Annotated in this window: 19 protein-coding genes; 6 read left to right on the top strand and 13 right to left on the bottom strand. The window is 73.4% G+C overall.

All coding sequences use genetic code 11. The features are described 5' to 3' along the window. A partial coding sequence (locus ACFWGZ_RS30665; RefSeq protein ID WP_382455068.1) for a thioesterase domain-containing protein occupies window positions 1-318 on the top strand: 318 nt, incomplete at its 5' end. A gap of 96 nt (window positions 319-414) precedes the next feature. Here the strand turns inward: ACFWGZ_RS30665 and ACFWGZ_RS30660 are convergent. From ACFWGZ_RS30660 to ACFWGZ_RS30635, 6 genes are all read right to left on the bottom strand, one after another. Next, window positions 415-801, bottom strand: a complete 387-nt coding sequence (locus ACFWGZ_RS30660; protein WP_382455067.1) for a cupin domain-containing protein — start codon at window positions 799-801, stop codon at window positions 415-417. A 17-nt stretch (window positions 802-818) separates the two neighbouring features. Beyond that, complete coding sequence (locus tag ACFWGZ_RS30655; protein WP_382455066.1) at window positions 819-2177, bottom strand: FkbM family methyltransferase; 1359 nt, start codon at window positions 2175-2177, stop codon at window positions 819-821. Further along, window positions 2174-3709, bottom strand: a complete 1536-nt coding sequence (locus ACFWGZ_RS30650; protein WP_382455065.1) for an HAD-IIIC family phosphatase — start codon at window positions 3707-3709, stop codon at window positions 2174-2176. Before ACFWGZ_RS30650 ends, ACFWGZ_RS30655 begins: the two co-directional genes overlap by 4 nt. Window positions 3710-3828: 119 nt before the next feature. Beyond that, complete coding sequence (locus ACFWGZ_RS30645) at window positions 3829-4428, bottom strand: MarR family winged helix-turn-helix transcriptional regulator (RefSeq protein ID WP_382455064.1); 600 nt, start codon at window positions 4426-4428, stop codon at window positions 3829-3831. An 11-nt stretch (window positions 4429-4439) separates the two neighbouring features. After that, entirely contained in the window at window positions 4440-4868 is a 429-nt protein-coding gene (locus ACFWGZ_RS30640; RefSeq protein ID WP_382455063.1) for a hypothetical protein, read from the bottom strand. 117 nt (window positions 4869-4985) lie between these two features. Next, on the bottom strand, window positions 4986-5573 hold the full coding sequence (locus tag ACFWGZ_RS30635; RefSeq protein ID WP_382455062.1) for a TetR/AcrR family transcriptional regulator: 588 nt from the start codon (window positions 5571-5573) through the stop codon (window positions 4986-4988). Between the two features lie 184 nt (window positions 5574-5757). Here ACFWGZ_RS30635 and ACFWGZ_RS30630 point away from each other — a divergent pair, with 184 nt between their 5' ends. Further along, complete coding sequence (locus tag ACFWGZ_RS30630; RefSeq protein ID WP_382455061.1) at window positions 5758-6567, top strand: CPBP family intramembrane glutamic endopeptidase; 810 nt, start codon at window positions 5758-5760, stop codon at window positions 6565-6567. After that, a complete protein-coding gene (locus tag ACFWGZ_RS30625; protein WP_382455060.1) occupies window positions 6560-8539 on the top strand; it encodes a penicillin acylase family protein in 1980 nt (659 codons plus the stop codon). Before ACFWGZ_RS30630 ends, ACFWGZ_RS30625 begins: the two co-directional genes overlap by 8 nt. On the opposite strand, the gene ACFWGZ_RS30620 is transcribed toward ACFWGZ_RS30625, so the two are convergent. Both ACFWGZ_RS30620 and ACFWGZ_RS30615 read right to left on the bottom strand, forming a co-directional pair. Further along, a complete protein-coding gene (locus tag ACFWGZ_RS30620; protein ID WP_382455059.1) occupies window positions 8536-9531 on the bottom strand; it encodes an NAD(P)-dependent alcohol dehydrogenase in 996 nt (331 codons plus the stop codon). The two genes, ACFWGZ_RS30625 and ACFWGZ_RS30620, sit on opposite strands and share 4 nt — an antisense overlap. After that, window positions 9531-10259: an SDR family NAD(P)-dependent oxidoreductase gene (locus ACFWGZ_RS30615; RefSeq protein ID WP_382455058.1), complete on the bottom strand. Its 729-nt coding sequence runs from the start codon at window positions 10257-10259 to the stop codon at window positions 9531-9533. The genes ACFWGZ_RS30620 and ACFWGZ_RS30615 overlap by 1 nt, the downstream gene beginning before the upstream one ends. 100 nt (window positions 10260-10359) lie before the next feature. On the opposite strand from ACFWGZ_RS30615, the gene ACFWGZ_RS30610 reads away from it, so the two are divergent. Then, window positions 10360-11211 (top strand): helix-turn-helix transcriptional regulator, encoded by an 852-nt coding sequence (locus ACFWGZ_RS30610; protein WP_382455057.1) that lies wholly within the window; start codon window positions 10360-10362, stop codon window positions 11209-11211. On the opposite strand, the gene ACFWGZ_RS30605 is transcribed toward ACFWGZ_RS30610, so the two are convergent. Both ACFWGZ_RS30605 and ACFWGZ_RS30600 read right to left on the bottom strand, forming a co-directional pair. After that, window positions 11187-11438, bottom strand: a complete 252-nt coding sequence (locus tag ACFWGZ_RS30605) for an Atu4866 domain-containing protein (protein WP_382455056.1) — start codon at window positions 11436-11438, stop codon at window positions 11187-11189. The two genes, ACFWGZ_RS30610 and ACFWGZ_RS30605, sit on opposite strands and share 25 nt — an antisense overlap. 64 nt (window positions 11439-11502) lie before the next feature. Beyond that, window positions 11503-11985 (bottom strand): luciferase family protein, encoded by a 483-nt coding sequence (locus ACFWGZ_RS30600; protein WP_382455055.1) that lies wholly within the window; start codon window positions 11983-11985, stop codon window positions 11503-11505. Window positions 11986-12073: 88 nt separating this feature from the next. Here ACFWGZ_RS30600 and ACFWGZ_RS30595 point away from each other — a divergent pair, with 88 nt between their 5' ends. Then, window positions 12074-12427: a winged helix-turn-helix transcriptional regulator gene (locus ACFWGZ_RS30595; RefSeq protein WP_382455054.1), complete on the top strand. Its 354-nt coding sequence runs from the start codon at window positions 12074-12076 to the stop codon at window positions 12425-12427. Between the two features lie 4 nt (window positions 12428-12431). Here ACFWGZ_RS30595 and ACFWGZ_RS30590 read toward each other — a convergent pair whose 3' ends face one another. Next, window positions 12432-13133, bottom strand: a complete 702-nt coding sequence (locus ACFWGZ_RS30590; RefSeq protein ID WP_382455053.1) for a type 1 glutamine amidotransferase domain-containing protein — start codon at window positions 13131-13133, stop codon at window positions 12432-12434. Window positions 13134-13163: 30 nt separating this feature from the next. After that, window positions 13164-14015 (bottom strand): SDR family oxidoreductase, encoded by an 852-nt coding sequence (locus tag ACFWGZ_RS30585; RefSeq protein WP_382455052.1) that lies wholly within the window; start codon window positions 14013-14015, stop codon window positions 13164-13166. A 105-nt stretch (window positions 14016-14120) separates the two neighbouring features. Between ACFWGZ_RS30585 and ACFWGZ_RS30580 the strand changes: the two genes are divergently transcribed. Continuing rightward, window positions 14121-15002 (top strand): helix-turn-helix domain-containing protein, encoded by an 882-nt coding sequence (locus ACFWGZ_RS30580; RefSeq protein WP_382455051.1) that lies wholly within the window; start codon window positions 14121-14123, stop codon window positions 15000-15002. Here ACFWGZ_RS30580 and ACFWGZ_RS30575 read toward each other — a convergent pair. Further along, window positions 14999-15445, bottom strand: coding sequence for a YybH family protein (locus tag ACFWGZ_RS30575; protein ID WP_382455050.1), 447 nt, complete (start codon window positions 15443-15445; stop codon window positions 14999-15001). The two genes, ACFWGZ_RS30580 and ACFWGZ_RS30575, sit on opposite strands and share 4 nt — an antisense overlap. Window positions 15446-15549: the final 104 nt, after the last annotated feature.

Below are 15549 nucleotides of genomic sequence, written 5' to 3'. Positions count from 1 at the left end.
GCGGCGTTGGTCGGGCTGGGCGCGGACCCGGAGCCGTTCGAGATGGCGGAACTGCGCCGCCTCGTCCTGCCGGTGCTGCGCGCCGACCTCCGCCTCGCGGAGACCTGGCCGCTGCCCGCGCGGCCGCCGCTCGACGTCCCGGTGCTGGTGCTGGCCGGGACGCGGGACCCGGACGCCCCGCCGGCGGACGCCGCGGCGTGGGCGGCGGAGACCACCGCCCGGTGCGACGTCGTGGCGCTGGAGGGCGACCACTTCTTCCCCGAGCACCGGGCCCCGGAGATCGCCGCGCTGCTGCGCGCGGCCCGTGCGGAGCTCTAGCACCGGTCCCGCGGGTCCGGTGCTAGAGGTGTCGCGGCCGGGAGACCCGGAGGCGGTGCCGTCTCCGGGGTCCTCACGAGGGCCGCGGGCCGGCCTCTAGCTCTGCTCGTGCGGCTCCAGCCACACGATCTTGCCGTAGGTGACCGCGAGGTGCGTCATGCCGGGACCGCCGGGAGTCGCGCCGTGCCAGTGCTCCTCGTCGGGAGGGCAGGCGACCGCGTCGCCCGCGCGCACCACCACGGGATCCTGGCCGCGGGTCTGCACGTAGCCCTCGCCCTCGGTGACGTAGATCAGCTGGCCGCCGGTGTGCCGGTGCCAGGCGTTGCGGGCGCCGGGCTCGAACCGGACGAGCAGCACGCTCGCCTCGCCCTCCGGAGCGCCCACCTCCAGCTCGCGCAGCTCGGTCGTGCCGGTGAAGTGCTCGTGGTACTGCTCGGGCAGGGGCGGGATCTGCTGCAGGTCGGTCGCGCTGAGGAATTCCATGGTCTTCTCTCCTGTTTTCAGTCGTTGCGGGTGCAGAGCGCGGCCAGGGTGGCCGCGGTGGGTGACTCGAGGAAGTCGTCGAGCCGGAGTTCGTAGCCGTGGTCGCGGTGCAGCCGCGAGAGCATCCGGACGGCGGCCATCGAGGTGCCGCCGAGCTCGAAGAAGTCCGCGGTGCCACCGGGTTCGGTGCCGACGGCGTGCCGCCAGGCCTCGGCCAGTCCCGGCACCGAGGCCGGGTCGGCGGTGTCATCGGCCGCGGCGGGCCGCACCGGCGGCGGGTCGGTGCGGACCTCCAGCGCGACGTCGTTCGCGCCGAGGAAGCTGTCGAGCGCCTGGCGCAGCCGCTGCCGGGCCGTGAGCGGCGGGACCGGGGGCCGGACCTCGAGCCGGGTGCCCGGCCACGAGGCCTTGTCCCGGAACGCGTGCAGGTTCACGAAACCGGTGCCCTCCAACGCGGGCACGTCCACGACGGCGCAGGTGAAGCCGGCGTTCTCCAGCAGCTCGACGAGGGCTTGCCGGTCGGCCGCGGAGTGCACCTCGACCAGGACGTTGCCGATCTTCGCCAGGTCGCCGGGGCGCAGGTGGCGGAGGATGCCGAGCTCCGCTCCCTCCGCGTCCAGCTTGAGCAGGTCGACGTGGCCGAGGCCGAGCTCGTCGAACACCTCGGACAGCCTGCGCACCTCCACCGGCACCTCGATCGCGCCCTCGACGCGGTCGGCCGCGACCCTGGCGGCGACGGCGGTGACCGCCGCGATGTCGGTGACGTCCTCGGCGGCGACCTCGATCGCGGCCCGCATCGCGGACCGGTCCGCGTCGGGGTCGGCGTCGAGGCTCGAGAACACCGAGGCGGCCGGGTAGACGGTCATCGTGGTGCGGCCCGACTCGGCTCCGAGGGCCCACGGCAGGCACGTCACCGGGAGCGAGTGCGCCTCGACGTTCGCGACCAGCGCGGCGTAGGCGTCCGGCGCGGGTTCGAAGGCGATCACCCGGCGCCGCGGGAACCCGCGCGCCACCGACAGCGAGAACAGCCCGATGTTCGCGCCGACGTCGAGCACCACGGCGTCCTCCGGAAGCCGCAGGGCCTCCGGCCGGTAGACCCGGTCGACGAAGATCTCCTGGTACAGGTAGGCCGTCTCGTAGTGGTTCAGGTCGGTGACGACGGTGCCGTCGGGCAGCCGGAAGTCGCCGAGGCCGCTCGGGGTCGGTGCCACCCAGACGACCGCGTGCAACCGGCCGGAGGTCTCCGCCCGCACCTCGACGTGCTCGACCCCCTTGCCCAGTGCGAGGAACCCGCGCACCCGTGCCGCCTCGGCGGCCAGGTCCCGGCGTCGTCGCTGCACCGCGGCCACCAGTGCGGCGGGATTCGTGTCGGTCATCGGGACGCCTCTTCCCGGTCGGCAGGAGCAGGGGGGTCGAGGACGACCAGGAGCCGGCTGTCCGCCTGCTCGCGGACGTCCGCGGCACGTTCGGTGAGGAAGTCGATCGCGAGGTCGTTGCGGCCGGTGGGGCGCAGGGGGACGTGCGTGCGCGGGAACCCGGCCGCCGCCCCCGCCCGCACCGCGGTGTCGAGCAGCGTCTCCGCGACCCCGCGGTTCAACGCCCGGCAGCTCATCATCAGCGCGTCCACGGTCCAGTCGCCGCCGGTGTCCGCCGCCACCACGGCACCCACGACCCCGTAGTCGCCGAACCGGTCGCGCAGCGACACGACCCAGCCCGGCGCACCGGCGCGCAGCGCGGCCCCCACCTGGGCGGGCGTCATCGTCGCGCTGGTGAACTGGTTGGTCCGCGCGGCCAGCTGCTCGATGCGCCGCCAGTGCGCCTGCTCCGCGGGCACGACCTCGACGACGGTCTCCAGCCGCGCGTTCAGCTCCTCGGGGCTGCTGACGGCCGCGACCTGCTCGGCCCGCAACGCCGCGCCGCGGTAGCTCTCGTTGCGCAGCCGGTCCGCCTCGGTGGTGAAGAACCGGTCGAAGGCGGTGCTGCGCCGCAGGACCGCGAGGGCGTCCGCGTCGTCGGGAAGGTGCACCACGCCGGTCGACGGCAGCGCCTCGGCGGTCTGCGCGCACGTCAGCGCGTCGTCGTCGACCAGGACGAAGCTGTCCACGCCGACGCCGAGCTCGGCGGCGAGGGAGGTGAGGTTGCGCCACTTGGGGTCCCAGTTGACCCGCCGGGCGACGAAGTGCTCCGGGGTGAGCAGCAGGTCGCCCGCCCGCTCGGCGAACACGCGGTCGACGCTCGCGGGGTCGTTGCGGCTGCAGACGACCAGCATGAACCCGGCGTCGTGGCGGTCGGCCAGGAACTGCTGGACCTGCCGGTAGCGGTCGTCGATCGTCAGCTCGGCCGGGTCGAGGTCGCCGCAGGCGCCGCCCCAGAGCGTGTAGTCGCAGTCGACGGCGATCACCTTGCGCGGCTTGGCGTACAGCGAGCGCGCGACCCGTGACAGTCCCAGCGCGACGGTGGCGAAGGCCTCGTCGGTCAGCGGCACGTCGGCGAGCGCCGCCGCGCGGGCGTCGAACGGGTCCGCGATCCCGTGGGCGTGGAACCAGTCCGCCGCCCGCACCGCCGCGAGTCCCTCGACGCTCTTCAGGAGGCCGACCAGCTCCAGTTCGTCGGCGAGGGCACCGGAGGGCTCCGGCACCACGCACACCAGCAGGTGGCCCGAGTGCCGGGCGGCGAACCCGGCCGCGAGCCGGGCCAGTGCCGCGCGGGTGTCCCCGGCTCCCGGCTGGACCAGCAGCACGTTCAGGCCGGAGGAGTTGCGGGCGAAGTCGCTGCCGGGGTCCAGCAGCTGCTCCACCACCTGGCCGTGGGCCGCCGCCGTGACGCGGCGTGCGAAACCGAGTTCCTCGTTCAGGTGCTCCAGCAGGGACATCAACGGCGCGCTCGTGAAACCGCACGCGATCACCACTTCGGGCCGTAAATCTTCTTCGGCCGGTTTTCCGGACACCACTCCTCCTCTTCTACTTGGCAGTGCCAACTAATGACGGCGGCATTCAGCACTCGAAATGTGCGGGGAAAAACGGAGAATCAGTCGCGGACTTCGTGGTCGGGACAGGTCACGCGGAGTTCGGCGGCACCGAAAGGCGCGTCCACGAAATCGCAGTGGTACGACCGGACTTCACCCGGATGCGCGTCGGGAACGAAAAAGCGGCAGGTGGGGCACATGCGCGACATCGGGATCAGGTTGCGGCTCTCGAGCTCGCGCATCAGCCTCGTGCCAGCCCGCAGGATCGCGGCCAGGTCCTGCTCCGGCAGCGTGTCGACGGCCTCGACCAGACCGTCGGAGAAGGCGGTCAGCCGTTCCGCCTCCGCCTCGCCGGCCGGCGTCAGCACCAGCAGCCGCGCACGGGCGTCCGCCAGGTCGGCGGTGGCGTCGACCAGGCCTTTCCTGCGCAGCACCCGCACCGCGTCGGAGATCGTCGGCGCCGTCGACGCGAGCGCCGTCACGATGTCGCTCTGCCGCAGCACCGCCGCGCCGCGCCGGAAGAGGCCGACGATGTCCGCCTGCAACGGGCTGAGGTTGTGCGGGCCCGCGTTGCGCACGGCGTCCATCCGCGTGGCCTGACCGAGCCGGGCCAGCGCGGCCAGCAGTTGGGTGTGGGGCGGAAAGCCCGGCACGTCGGTCATGGAATCGGATCCTACGCGCCCGAGATCAGCAGCACGCCGCCGACGAGCAGGGCGGCCGCTTTGCCGATTTCGAGGACGACGTATCCGAGGTGCGCCCGCGAACGGGGCAGATCCTCCCCCGCGACGACCCTCTTCGTCCTGCGGGTCAACCGCGGCCGGACCACGACCAGCTGCACCACCAGAGCGAGCACGGCGATCCCCACCCAGCTCACCACCGCGGGCCGGATCGTCCCCACCGCGAAAAGCACCACGAGGGCCAGCGCGAGCACGGATTCGACCGTGTTGAGAGCGCGGAAGACCAGCCTCCCGATGCCGAGCCCGATGCGCACGGTGACATCGGGAGCCCGGAACCGCAGCGGCGCCTCGATGAACGAGATGGCCACCACGTGCCCGAGCCACAGGAACACCACGGCGAGCACCGCGGCGGTGGCGGTGGTCATGACCCGGCCGCCGTTCTCGAACCGATCCTCATCGGATCTCCCCCTCCTGGTTTATTTGGCAGTGCCAATCATCTTGCTCCCGCGCCGTCACCGCAAGGGTGATCCACGAGAGCCGGGTCACACCCGGAAGACGACGGACAGGGCGTCGTCGAGGACGCCCTCCTCCTCTTCCTCACCGGGGCGGGCGACGGGCACGATCCGGGACAGGGAGATGCCCTCCACGACCGTCAGCAGGAACCGCGCCCGCCGCTGGACGTCGGCCTCCGCGACGACCCCCTGCTCGGCCAGCACGCGGAGCCAGCCGGCGATGGCGCCGAGAGTCCTGGCCGTGTGGGCGCCCCACGCGTTGCGCGCCTCGGCCGTGCCGCCGGACCCGAACGTGGTGCCCAGCACCGTCAGCACCCGGTCGGCGGCCGCCCGGCTCATCGGCTGCGGCGGCGGCAGCAGCTGCACGAGGCACTCGCGCAGCCGCGCTTCAGCCGGGACGGACGTGTCGTGGATGCGCAGGTCCGAGGGTGCGTCGCCGAGCGCCGTGGTGAAGATCGCCTCGTGCAGCGCCTGCTGGGTCGGGAAGTAGTGGCGCAGGGTGCTCGCGCCGATGCCGGCCCGTTCCGCGACCGCCCTGACCGCCAGGGTCGACTCCGGGTCCTCGGCCAGGATGGCCCGCGCCGCGTCGACGATCTGCTGCCGTCGGGAACCGTCCATGCCTCTCCCCGGTCTCCTTCCGAACCTGGTGCCGCTGGCCGAACCTGGTGCCACCGGCGAGAAGCCGGCCTTTGAGCGCGCCAATCCTATCTCGCACGATGCCCCGGGTTTGCCGTTAGTACATTGTGCTAGTACGTTGTACTAGAGCGTCGACGGGCGCCGGGTCGACGAAGGAGATGCAGCGGTGTGGCAGCAAGCGGAGAAGCGCACAGGAACGTTGCGGCGCCTGAAGGTCTGGCAGTTCCTCGTGGTGGTCGTGCTCTACCTGGTCCTCGTGCAGGGCGTGAGCGCTCTGCTGACGTCCGGGCAGGACGTCGCCTACGGCGCGCCGACGTCGATCGACTACCTGGTCCGCGTGGTCGTGGTCCCGGTCGGGCTCGCCATCGCCCTCACGCTGGGCGTGACCGGCTACCTGGGCGCCTGGCAGGAGGTCTTCACGAGCCGCGTGCCGGTGCGGCGCTGGCTCGTCGTGGTCCCGATCGCGATCTTCGCCACCGCCGCGGTGATCACGAACTACCTGGGGCTCGCCTCGCACGGCGCGGCGTTCGCCCTCCTGCTCCTCGTCGCGATGCTGATGGTCGGCTTCGGCGAGGAGCTGCTGTTCCGCGGGCTCGGTGTGCTCGCCTTCCGCACCAACGGGTACAGCGAGTTCCAGGTCGGCCTGTGGACGACCGTCCTCTTCGGAGCGGCGCACGGCACCAACATCATCACCGCCGGGCCGCAGGCGCTGGTCCAGGTCCTGGCGACCAGCGCGACGGGCCTCGTGTTCTACCTGGTCCTCCGCGGCACCGGCGCCCTGGTGGCGGCGATGGCCGCACACGGGCTGTGGGACTTCTCCGTGCTGAGCAGCCAGATCCAGCCGGACGAGCCGTGGCCGCTCGTCAACCTCTCCGGCGTCGTCCTGGCGCTCCTGCTGCTGCTCGCCCTGGTCCTGCGGCGGCGCATCGCTCCGGCGTCCCCCGGTCGTCGCGAGGAGGTGGCGACCGGTGCCTGACAGCGGCGAGCGGTGGGAGTTGGCACGCGAGCCGGGCCGGCGCACCACGATCACCTGGGACCGGTGGGCGGTTCCCACCGTCACCGGCGACGACGAGCTCGACGTCACCCACGGCGTCGGCTACGCCCAGGCCAGGACGAACGCCCGCGAGGTCCTCGACGTCTACGGCAGGGCACGCGGAGCGGCAGCCGCGCGGTGGGGGCCTGCCTACGTCGCCGAGGACACGTTCACCGTCCAGCTGGGACTGGACGCGCAGACCGACCTCTGGCTGCGGGCCCAGGAGCCGCAGACGCTCGCGCGGGTCGCGGCGTTCTGCGACGGCTTCAACGCCGCGTGCGCCGAGAACCCCGCGCTCGGCGGCGACCGGCGGGAGATCCTGCCCGTCACGCCGCGCGACGTCATCGGGAACATGGTGCGGGTCTTCGCGCGGTTCACGACGCTCGACGCCAAGGGGCTGGCGTTCCCGCCCACGCAGTTCTTCGACGCGGTCGGCTCGAACGGCTGGGCGGTCTCCGGCGGGAAGTCCTCCACCGGCCACGCGATGCTGGTGATCAACCCCCACCTGGTGTGGCGCGGGTACCAGCGGTTCTTCGAGGTGCGCACCCGCCACCCCGGCCGCGACTTCCACGGCGTGGCACTGCTGGGGCTGCCCTGGCAGAACATGGGCTACAGCCCCGAGGCAGGCTGGGGCCACACCGTCAACCCGATCCCGAACATGTCCGTCTACGACCTGGAGCTGTCCGGCACCACCTACCTGCACGACGGCGTGCGGCGCGAGCTGGAGGTCACCGAGCACCGCCTCGAGGTGCGCGGCGCGGAGCCCGTCACCGTGCTCGAACGCAGCAGCGTGCACGGCCCGGTCGTGACCGCGCCCGACGGGGTGGACGTCGCGATCCGCATCGCCGGTGTGCTGCACCACCCCGCGACCTCCGCGCTCGAGAGCTGGTGGCGGCTGTCCTGCGCCCGCAGCGTCGAGGAACTGTTCCAGCTCCACGACCGGTCACCGCTGCCGTTGTTCACCATGGTCGCCGCCGACTCGCGCGGCTCGATCGGCGCGCTGTTCTGCGGCACTCCCCCGGTGCGCGACCACGGCACGTTCGACGACACCCAGCGCCGGCTGCCCGGCGACGACCCGAAGTGGGTGTGGGACGGGGTTCATCCGGCGGCGTCCATGCCCAGGGTGGTCAACCCCGAGTCCGGCTGGGTGCAGAACTGCAACGAGACGCCGTGGTTCTACACCGAACCGCCGCTGCCCGCGCGGAACTGGCCGGCGGCCATCGCACCGAGCGTCGACCAGGTCTCCGACCTGCGCCCGGTGACGTCCAGGACCTGGCTCGGGGCGCAGCGCGAGATCTCCCCGGAACGCTTGCTGGGCCTCAAGTTCACCAAGCGAGCCCTGCTCGCCGACGTCGTCCTCGGCGACCTCCTCGCCGCCGCCTCGGCCGAGCCGGACCTGGCGGACGCGGTCGCCGTGCTGTCCGGCTGGGACCGCCACGCCCACGCCGGCAGCAAGGGCTACGTGCTCTTCTCCCTGTGGGGCGTCCTCAACGTCGCCGGCATAGGCGACAGGTCGCTGTTCCGCCGCGTCCCCGCGCCGGGAGCCGTGCCCGAGGGCCTGGCCGACCCCGCCGCCGGCGTGCGGACCCTGCGCCTGGCCAAGGAGACGCTGCTCGCCACCGGTGCCCCGCTCGACGCCTCCGTCGGACAGGTGTCCTCGCTCGGCGACGGTCCCGGCGCGCTGCCCGGCGACGGCGGCTCCGGTGTCCTCGGCATCCTCAAGTCGTTCGAGATCGTGCCCGCGGCGGGCGGGTTCGAGAAGGTGCTCGGCGACACCTGGGTGTCGCTGGTGCAGTTCCGGCCGGGCGGCCGCACCTCCGCGCAGAGCGTCCTCGTCTACGGCAACACCACCGAACCCGGTGCGCCGCGGTCGGAGTCGCAGTACGCGGTGTGGGCCGCCGACCGGCTCCGCTAGGGCACGGCGATCACGACCTTGCCGGTCACGCCGGGGCGCCGGTGGTGCGCGAACGCCGCCGGCGCCTCGCTGAACGGGTGGACGCTGTCCACGACGGGGCGGAGGTCGTGCCGTTCCATGAACGCGACGAGGTCCCGGTGGTGCGCCGCGGTGCCGACCGCGACCCCGCGCAGCGACCCGCCCGAGCCGAACAGCAGCATCGGGTCGAGCGGCGCGGGCTCCGGCGTGAACAACCCGACGAGCGCGACCTCGCCCCGCCACGCCAGCGCGGTGAGCGAGTCGGGGATCGTGGCGGTGCCGACGGTGTCGACGACCTTGTGGGCACCGCCGGTCAGCTCCCGCAGCCGCGCGCCCCAGCGCGGGAAGCCGGTGCTGTCCACCACTTCCGCCGCGCCCAGGTCGTGAAGTCGTCGTGCGGACGAGGAACGGCGCACGACCCCGAGGTAGTCGGCGCCCGCGGCCTGCGCGAGTTGCATCGCGTAGAGGGCGACCCCTCCCGTGCCCAGCGACGCGACCTTCTGCCCCGGCACCACCGGGTGGTCGCCGAACAGGGCGTTCCAGGCCGTGACGCCGGCGACCGGCAGCGTCGCGGACTCGACGTGGCCGAGGTGCGCGGGCGCCCGCACCACCTGGTTCACGGGCAGCACGACGTGCGTGGAGAGCACGCCGGGAGCGTCCAGCGCCCCGAGCCCGAGCGGCGGTTCCGGCACGGGCGCGTCCTGCCAGTGCAGGTTCGTGACGGCCGTGCCCACCGCGAGGTCCACGCCGTCACCGGTCGCGTCGACGACGCCCGCGACGTCCGACAGCGGCACCAGCTCACGACCGGGGATCCGGCCGAACGGTCCACTGAGGACCATCTGGTCGCGGCCGTTGATCGAGACGGCGTGCACCCGCACGCGCACCTCACCCGGTCCCGGCTCCGGCTCCGGCACCTCGCGCAACCGCAGGGCGTCGGCGGAGGTCGCGCCGGCCGGGAGCACCCACTGCCGCATCAGTTCCACTCCAGCCGGGTCGCGCCGATGCCGCCGTCGACGGCGATGGTGGTGCCGTGGACGAACTCCGCGGCGGGGGAAGCGAGCCAGACGACCGCCTGCGCGATCGCACCGGTGGTGACCGCCCGGCGCGCGGGCGTCGCGGCGACCATGCGGGCGGCGATGCCATCGGCCTCGCCGTCGCGCGTGACACCGGGTGCGATGCCCGCCACGCGGACGCCGTGCGGGCCGAACTCGGCGGCCCAGCTGCGCGTCAGCTGTTCCTCGGCCGCCTTGGACGCGCTGTAGAGCGCGGCGAACGGGGTGCCGGTCGACGCCATCCACGACCCGATGGTGATCACCGTGCCCGACCCGCGCTCGACCATGCCGGGCGCGAGGGCGGCGACCAGCACGTGCGGCGCCCGGACGTTGACGGCGAGCGTCGCGTCCAGGTCGTCGTCGGCCAGCGCGGGAGTGGTGACGGGCGGGCAGATCGCCGCGTTGTTGACGAGCAGGTCGAGGCGGCCGTCGAGCGCGTCGAGGGCGCGGGCGGCGAAGGACCTCAGGGCGGCGGGTGGCGCGGTGAGCTCGGACGGGAGGAAGACCGCGCCGAGCTCGGCGGCCAGCGCGGTGCCCCTGTCCCGGTCGCGGCCGGTGACCACCAGGCGGGCCCCGGTGGCGGCCAGCGCCCGTGCGGTGGCGGCGCCGATCCCGGAGGTGGACCCGGTGATGAGTGCGTGTGTTGCCATGCCCCTACGACACCGGTTCGCGATCGGGACGACCAGTGCGCGTTCTGCCCGGGCACGGCATGACCAGGTTGATCGTCCCGTGCGCGCTTAGGCTCGGGAGGTGACACGAGACCGCGCCGCACTGGGCGAGTTCCTGCGCGCCTGCCGCGACCGCCTCACCCCGGCCGAGGCGGGCATCGAGGCGTTCCCCGGCCGCCGGCGGGTGCCCGGCCTGCGCAAGGAGGAGGCCGCCCTGCTGGCGGGCGTGAGCACCGACCACTACAGCCGCCTGGAGCAGGGCCGCCAGTCCCGCGTCTCCGACGACGTGGTCGACGCGCTCGCGAGGGCGCTGCGCCTGACCGAGGTCGAGCACGCCCACCTGCGCGACCTGGCGGCCCCCGCCGCGCGCAGGAGCGCGGGCGCCTGGTCGTCGCCCCAGCGCGCGGAACCGGGGCTGCTGCGCGTGATGACGAGCCTCGACCACCTTCCCGCGATCCTGCTCGGCCGGCGGGCGGAGGTGCTGGCGCGCAACGCCCTGCTCACCGAGGTGCTGGGCCACGACCTGCCGCCGGGCACCTCGTTCCCGCGCTACCTGTTCACCGACCCGCACGTCCGCGGGCGCATCGCGAACTGGCCCGACTTCGCCGCGGCCGCGGTCGGCGGCCTGCGCCTGGAACTGGGCCGCAACCCCGGCGACCGGCTGCTGGCCGCCCTCGTGGACGAGCTGCGCGCCGCGGACCCGCAGGTGGCCCGGTGGTGGGCCGGGCAGGGCGTCGCGGACCGGACCTCGCAGGTGAAGCGGATCGCCCACCCGGTGGCGGGCGACCTGCGGTTCCACGTCGAGGCGGTGTCCGTCCCGCAGGCCCCGCACCAGCGCCTGGTGGTCTACACCGTCGAACCCGGCTCCCCCACCGCGCAGGTGCTGCCGATGCTCGCGTCCTGGGCCGTTCAGGACCCGGCTGCCTCCCGGTAGAGGACCAGGTGCTCGTGGTAGAGCACGCCGTCGCGGATGTCGCCGGTCGCGGTGAACCCGGTGTCGTCGACGTAGTCGAGGTGCGCGCCGGTCACCGTGTAGCTGCCGGTGTAGGCGCTGGCACGGGTGCCGCGCGCCTCGTCGTACCGGCCGTCCGCCCGGAGCTCCTGGCGGATGTGGCCGTCCGCGGTGACCCACATGCCCACGACGTTCACGTTTTCGCTCATGACACCGATCCTGCGAGCCGGGGAACCCGCCCGCCAGGTCGCGATCACCCCGGGTGCGGCACTCCTAGGCAGGCCCCGCGTACGCGTGGCTGGCCCGCACGAGCTGCCACACCACCTCGAGCTCGTCGGCGTCGCGCGGCCCGAAGAGCATGACCAGCGTCGGATGCGCGAGCCCCAGTGCCACGGCGGGGTGCTGCTCCCCTCGGCCCGACGCGATGACCTCTTGCGCGAGGGCGGTCGGCAGCGCGAGGTGCAGGCTGCCGCTGCCGTCCCCGTGCAGGTGGGCGAACTCGGTGCCGACCAGGAAGGCGTCGGCGGGCCCCTTCGCGGCGGCGGGGTCGAGGTGCAGGGCGCGCGACGACGGCAGCGAGATGCCGCTGGGCCCGGTCCGCACGCCGGCCAGCGCCGCCATCCGGCTCCACAGCGCGGCCTGGACCTCGGCCGGTCCGAACTGGTCGAGCTGCACGTGCGGGGTCTGCGGGGTGGTCGCCGGGCGCGGGCCGGTGCGCGGGGGAACCGTCGCCTCCCGCGGGGACTGCTGCGTCACGTCTTCTCCTGGGGTGAGCCGGAAGTCCAACGCGCACAACGATAGTATCGTGAGGATACTGGTTACCTAGAAGATACCGGGAGACGCCGTGCCCGACGACCTCGACGACCCGTGCCCGATCGCGCCCGTCGTGGAACTGGTGTTCGGGCGCTGGACGTCGCACGTCCTGTGGACCCTCGACCACCACGGCCGGATGCGGTTCGGCAAGCTGCGGGAGCGCATCCCGGCCGTCACGCCCAAGGTGCTCACCCAGCGGCTGCGCCAGCTGGAGCGCGACGGGTTCGTGTCGCGCTCCTACCACCCCGAGGTGCCCCCGCGCGTCGAGTACGAGAACACCCCGCTCGCGACGTCGCTACGGCCGATCTTCCGCCGCATGGTCGAGTGGTCCGACGCGCACCTGGACGACGTGCGCGCGTCCCGCCGCCGGTACGACCGGTCCTGACCGGTCACTCCCCCGAGGTCAGGTGCGTGACGATCTCGTCCGCCATCGGACCGCTCGACGCGGGGTTCTGGCCGGTGAAGAGGTTGCCGTCGCGGACGGTGTACGGCTGGTACGCCGGCCCGTGCGAGTGCAGGGCGCCCTTCTCCCGCAGCGTGCTGTCCAGCAGCCACGGCGCGTTCTCGGAGGTGCCGAACAGCTCTTCCTCCTCGGTGGTGAAGGCGGTCATCCTCCGGCCCGCGAACACCCACGTGCCGTCGGCGCGGACGGCGGAGAGCAGGCCGGCGGGCCCGTGGCAGACCGCGCCGACGACCTTCCCCGCCGCGTCCGCCTCGGTGAGCACGCGGCCGAGGTCGGGGTCCCGGTAGAGGTCCACCACCGGGCCGTGGCCGCCGGGCAGCACCACCGCGGCGTAGCCGGCGACGTCGACCCGGTCGAGCTCCAGCAACGGGCCGAACTCCCGCAGGGCGCGTTCGGCGTGCTCGACGTGGTGCGCGCTGTCCGGTCCGGCGACCTCGGGGTCGGCGCTGTGCCGGTCGAGCGGCTGGAGCACGCCGCCGGGCGAGGCGAAGTCGACGGTGAAGCCCGCCTCGGTGAACTTCTCGTGCGGCGCGGCCAGTTCCTCGGCCCAGTACCCCGTCGGGTAGGTGGAGCCGTCGGTGCGCTCCCAGGCGTCGGCCGCGGACATGACGATCAGGATCTTGCCCATCTGCTGGTTCCTCCTCGGGAGAGCGGGGCGTCAGGCGGGGAAGTCGCTCGCGGCCGCGGTCGGCGCGGCGGCGTCGAGGTTCGCCTGCAGCGCCTGGACCTTGGCGGTGGCGTAGGCGTGCGCGTCGGATCCCAGGACCAGGCGCAGCGGTCCCTCGCCCGCGACGACGCGCTCGATCATCAGCCGGGCGCCCCGCACCGGGTCGCCGAGCTGGTGGCCCTGCAACGCCAGGTGGTCGCGGACCATCTCGCGGATCGCCGGGTAGGCCTCGGTCGTGTTCTCGGGCAGCGCCAGCGAGTCGGTGGTGAGGAAGCCGGTGCGGAAGTAGCCGGGTTCGACGATCGTGACCCGCACGCCGAACTCGGCGACCTCTCCGGCGAGCGCCTCGGACAGGCCCTCCAGCGCGAACTTGCCGGCGCAGTAGAGGCCCCAGCCGGGCACGGAGGTCAGGCCCAGCACCGAGGACACGTTGAGGACGTGACCGCGGCCCTGCCGGCGCAGCACCGGCAGGGTGGCGCGCAGGACGTTCCACACGCCCGCGACCTGCACGTCCATCATGTCCCGGACGGCGGCGGCCGAGGTCTCCTCCACGGCGGCGAGGAAGCCGTAGCCGGCGTTGTTGACGACGACGTCGAGGCCGCCGAAGCGCTCGGTCGCCTGCCGGACCGCCTCGGCGACAGCGGTCTCGTCGCGGAGGTCGACCTCGAGCGGCAGCAGGCGGTCCGTGCCGGTGCCGAGGGCGGTGAGGAGTCGTTCGGTGGAGCGGGTCGTCGCGGCCACGGTGTCGCCGCGGTCGAGGAGTTGCCGCACGAGCTCGAGCCCGAGGCCGCGGGAGGTGCCGGTGACGAACCAGGTGGCGGGGCGATCAGCGGGGAAGGTCATGGCTGCAAGCCTGCTGCACGGAAAGGTCGTTCCGGCCCGCATCACGAGCCCTCCGAAACCTCGGACTCCCGTGACTAGGACCGGGAGGTCCACTCAGGAGTCCTGATGGTGCACGAGAATGGAGTCATGCCCGGTCTCAACCGCGAACTCGCCGACTTCCTGCGCCGTGCGCGCGGCCAGGTCGACCCGTCCCGTGCCGGCCTGCCCTCCGACGGGAGGGTCCGCCGGGTCAAGGGCCTGCGCCGCGAGGAGGTGGCGCTGCTCGCCGGCGTGTCCACCGACTACTACGCGCGGCTCGAGCAGGGCAGGCGCATCACCCCGTCCGCCGCGGTGGTGGAGGCGATCGGCCGCGCCCTCGAACTCGACGAGGCGGGCCGCACGCACCTGCGCGACCTGATCGGCCTGCCGTCGATCCCGGCGCCCCGCCGCGCGCGCAGCGCCCAGCGCGTGCGCCCCGGCCTGCACCAGCTGATCGACGCGCTCGACGGCGAACCGGCCCTGGTGCTCGGGCGCCGCACCGACGTGCTGGCGGCCAACCGGATGGCGAAGGCGCTGTTCGGCGACTTCGAGAAGATCCCGCCCAAGGAGCGCAACTACGCCCGGTGGATCTTCCTCGACGAGGGCGCCCGGTCGCTGTTCGCCGACTGGCACGACCAGGCCCGCGCCGCCGTGGAGAGCCTGCGGTTCGAGGTCGGCCGGGACCCCTCCGACCCGGCGACCACCGCCCTCGTCGCCGAACTGCGCGAGCGCAGCCCCGAGTTCGACGAGTGGTGGGAGCAGCACCGCGTGCACCAGCGCACCTACGGCTCCAAGCGGCTGCGCCACCCGCTGGTCGGCGACCTCACCGTCGACTACGAGTCGTTCGTGCTGCCGGGCGACCAGGACACGATGCTGTACGTCTACACGACCGCGCCCGGCTCGCCGTCCCGGCAGGCCATGGACATCCTGGCCAGCTGGACGGCGAACCCGAGCGAGCGCCGGGCCTAGAACCGGCCGTCCAGCTCCCCCGCGGGCAGCACCTTCGTCGAGTTGTGCTCGCGGACGATCCGCCACCCGCCGGCCGTCCGGCGCCACACGAGGGACGACGTGGTGCGGATGTCCGTCACGGCATCGGCGGTCACGATCCTGGCCACGAACCTCAGCGTGGACGCGGCCAGGTCACCCCCGGCGAGGAGGTGCGGGCCGTCGTCGACCGCGTGGTGGGCGGAGACCATGTCGCGAAACGCGGGCTCCCAGATGGCGCCGTACTCGGCGGCGGTCGTCGCGACCCTCTGCTCGGGGTCGAAGTCGTCGTAGAGGCGGACGGGGCCGGAGAAGTCGTAGAGGCCGCCGAAGATCCGCCGGAAGTCGAAGGGCTCGTCGCCCTCGCGGCGGTCCCAGCCGAACACCCACCGCTCGTGCTGGTCCGCGATCACCTGTTCGTCGTTCATGATCTCGACGCTAGGGGCGCGGACGGGACGCCAACAGGGTGCGTTGCACCCAGGTACCGCACGACCCGCGATCGCCCGCACTGCCGGTGGGACCTCCCACCGGC

The sequence above is a fragment of the Lentzea sp. NPDC060358 genome (genome assembly GCF_042725365.1).
Lineage (GTDB): Bacteria > Actinomycetota > Actinomycetes > Mycobacteriales > Pseudonocardiaceae > Lentzea.
Note: the sequence above shows the minus strand (reverse complement) of the source record. Positions and strands in the feature narration are given on the sequence as shown.

Bases quoted from the DNA above. Each gene is read 5' to 3' on its own strand.
- ACFWGZ_RS30620 (WP_382455059.1), bottom strand. From the start codon at position 9,531: ATGCGGCAGTGGGTGCTCCCGGCCGGCGCGACCTCCGCCGACGCCCTG.
- ACFWGZ_RS30590 (WP_382455053.1), bottom strand. From the start codon at position 13,133: ATGGGCAAGATCCTGATCGTCATGTCCGCGGCCGACGCCTGGGAGCGC.
- ACFWGZ_RS30605 (WP_382455056.1), bottom strand. From the start codon at position 11,438: ATGAGCGAAAACGTGAACGTCGTGGGCATGTGGGTCACCGCGGACGGC.
- ACFWGZ_RS30580 (WP_382455051.1), top strand. From the start codon at position 14,121: ATGGTGCACGAGAATGGAGTCATGCCCGGTCTCAACCGCGAACTCGCC.
- ACFWGZ_RS30655 (WP_382455066.1), bottom strand. From the start codon at position 2,177: ATGACCGACACGAATCCCGCCGCACTGGTGGCCGCGGTGCAGCGACGA.
- ACFWGZ_RS30640 (WP_382455063.1), bottom strand. From the start codon at position 4,868: ATGACCACCGCCACCGCCGCGGTGCTCGCCGTGGTGTTCCTGTGGCTC.
- ACFWGZ_RS30585 (WP_382455052.1), bottom strand. From the start codon at position 14,015: ATGACCTTCCCCGCTGATCGCCCCGCCACCTGGTTCGTCACCGGCACC.
- ACFWGZ_RS30615 (WP_382455058.1), bottom strand. From the start codon at position 10,259: ATGGCAACACACGCACTCATCACCGGGTCCACCTCCGGGATCGGCGCC.
- ACFWGZ_RS30635 (WP_382455062.1), bottom strand. From the start codon at position 5,573: ATGGACGGTTCCCGACGGCAGCAGATCGTCGACGCGGCGCGGGCCATC.
- ACFWGZ_RS30575 (WP_382455050.1), bottom strand. From the start codon at position 15,445: ATGAACGACGAACAGGTGATCGCGGACCAGCACGAGCGGTGGGTGTTC.
- ACFWGZ_RS30660 (WP_382455067.1), bottom strand. From the start codon at position 801: ATGGAATTCCTCAGCGCGACCGACCTGCAGCAGATCCCGCCCCTGCCC.
- ACFWGZ_RS30645 (WP_382455064.1), bottom strand. From the start codon at position 4,428: ATGACCGACGTGCCGGGCTTTCCGCCCCACACCCAACTGCTGGCCGCG.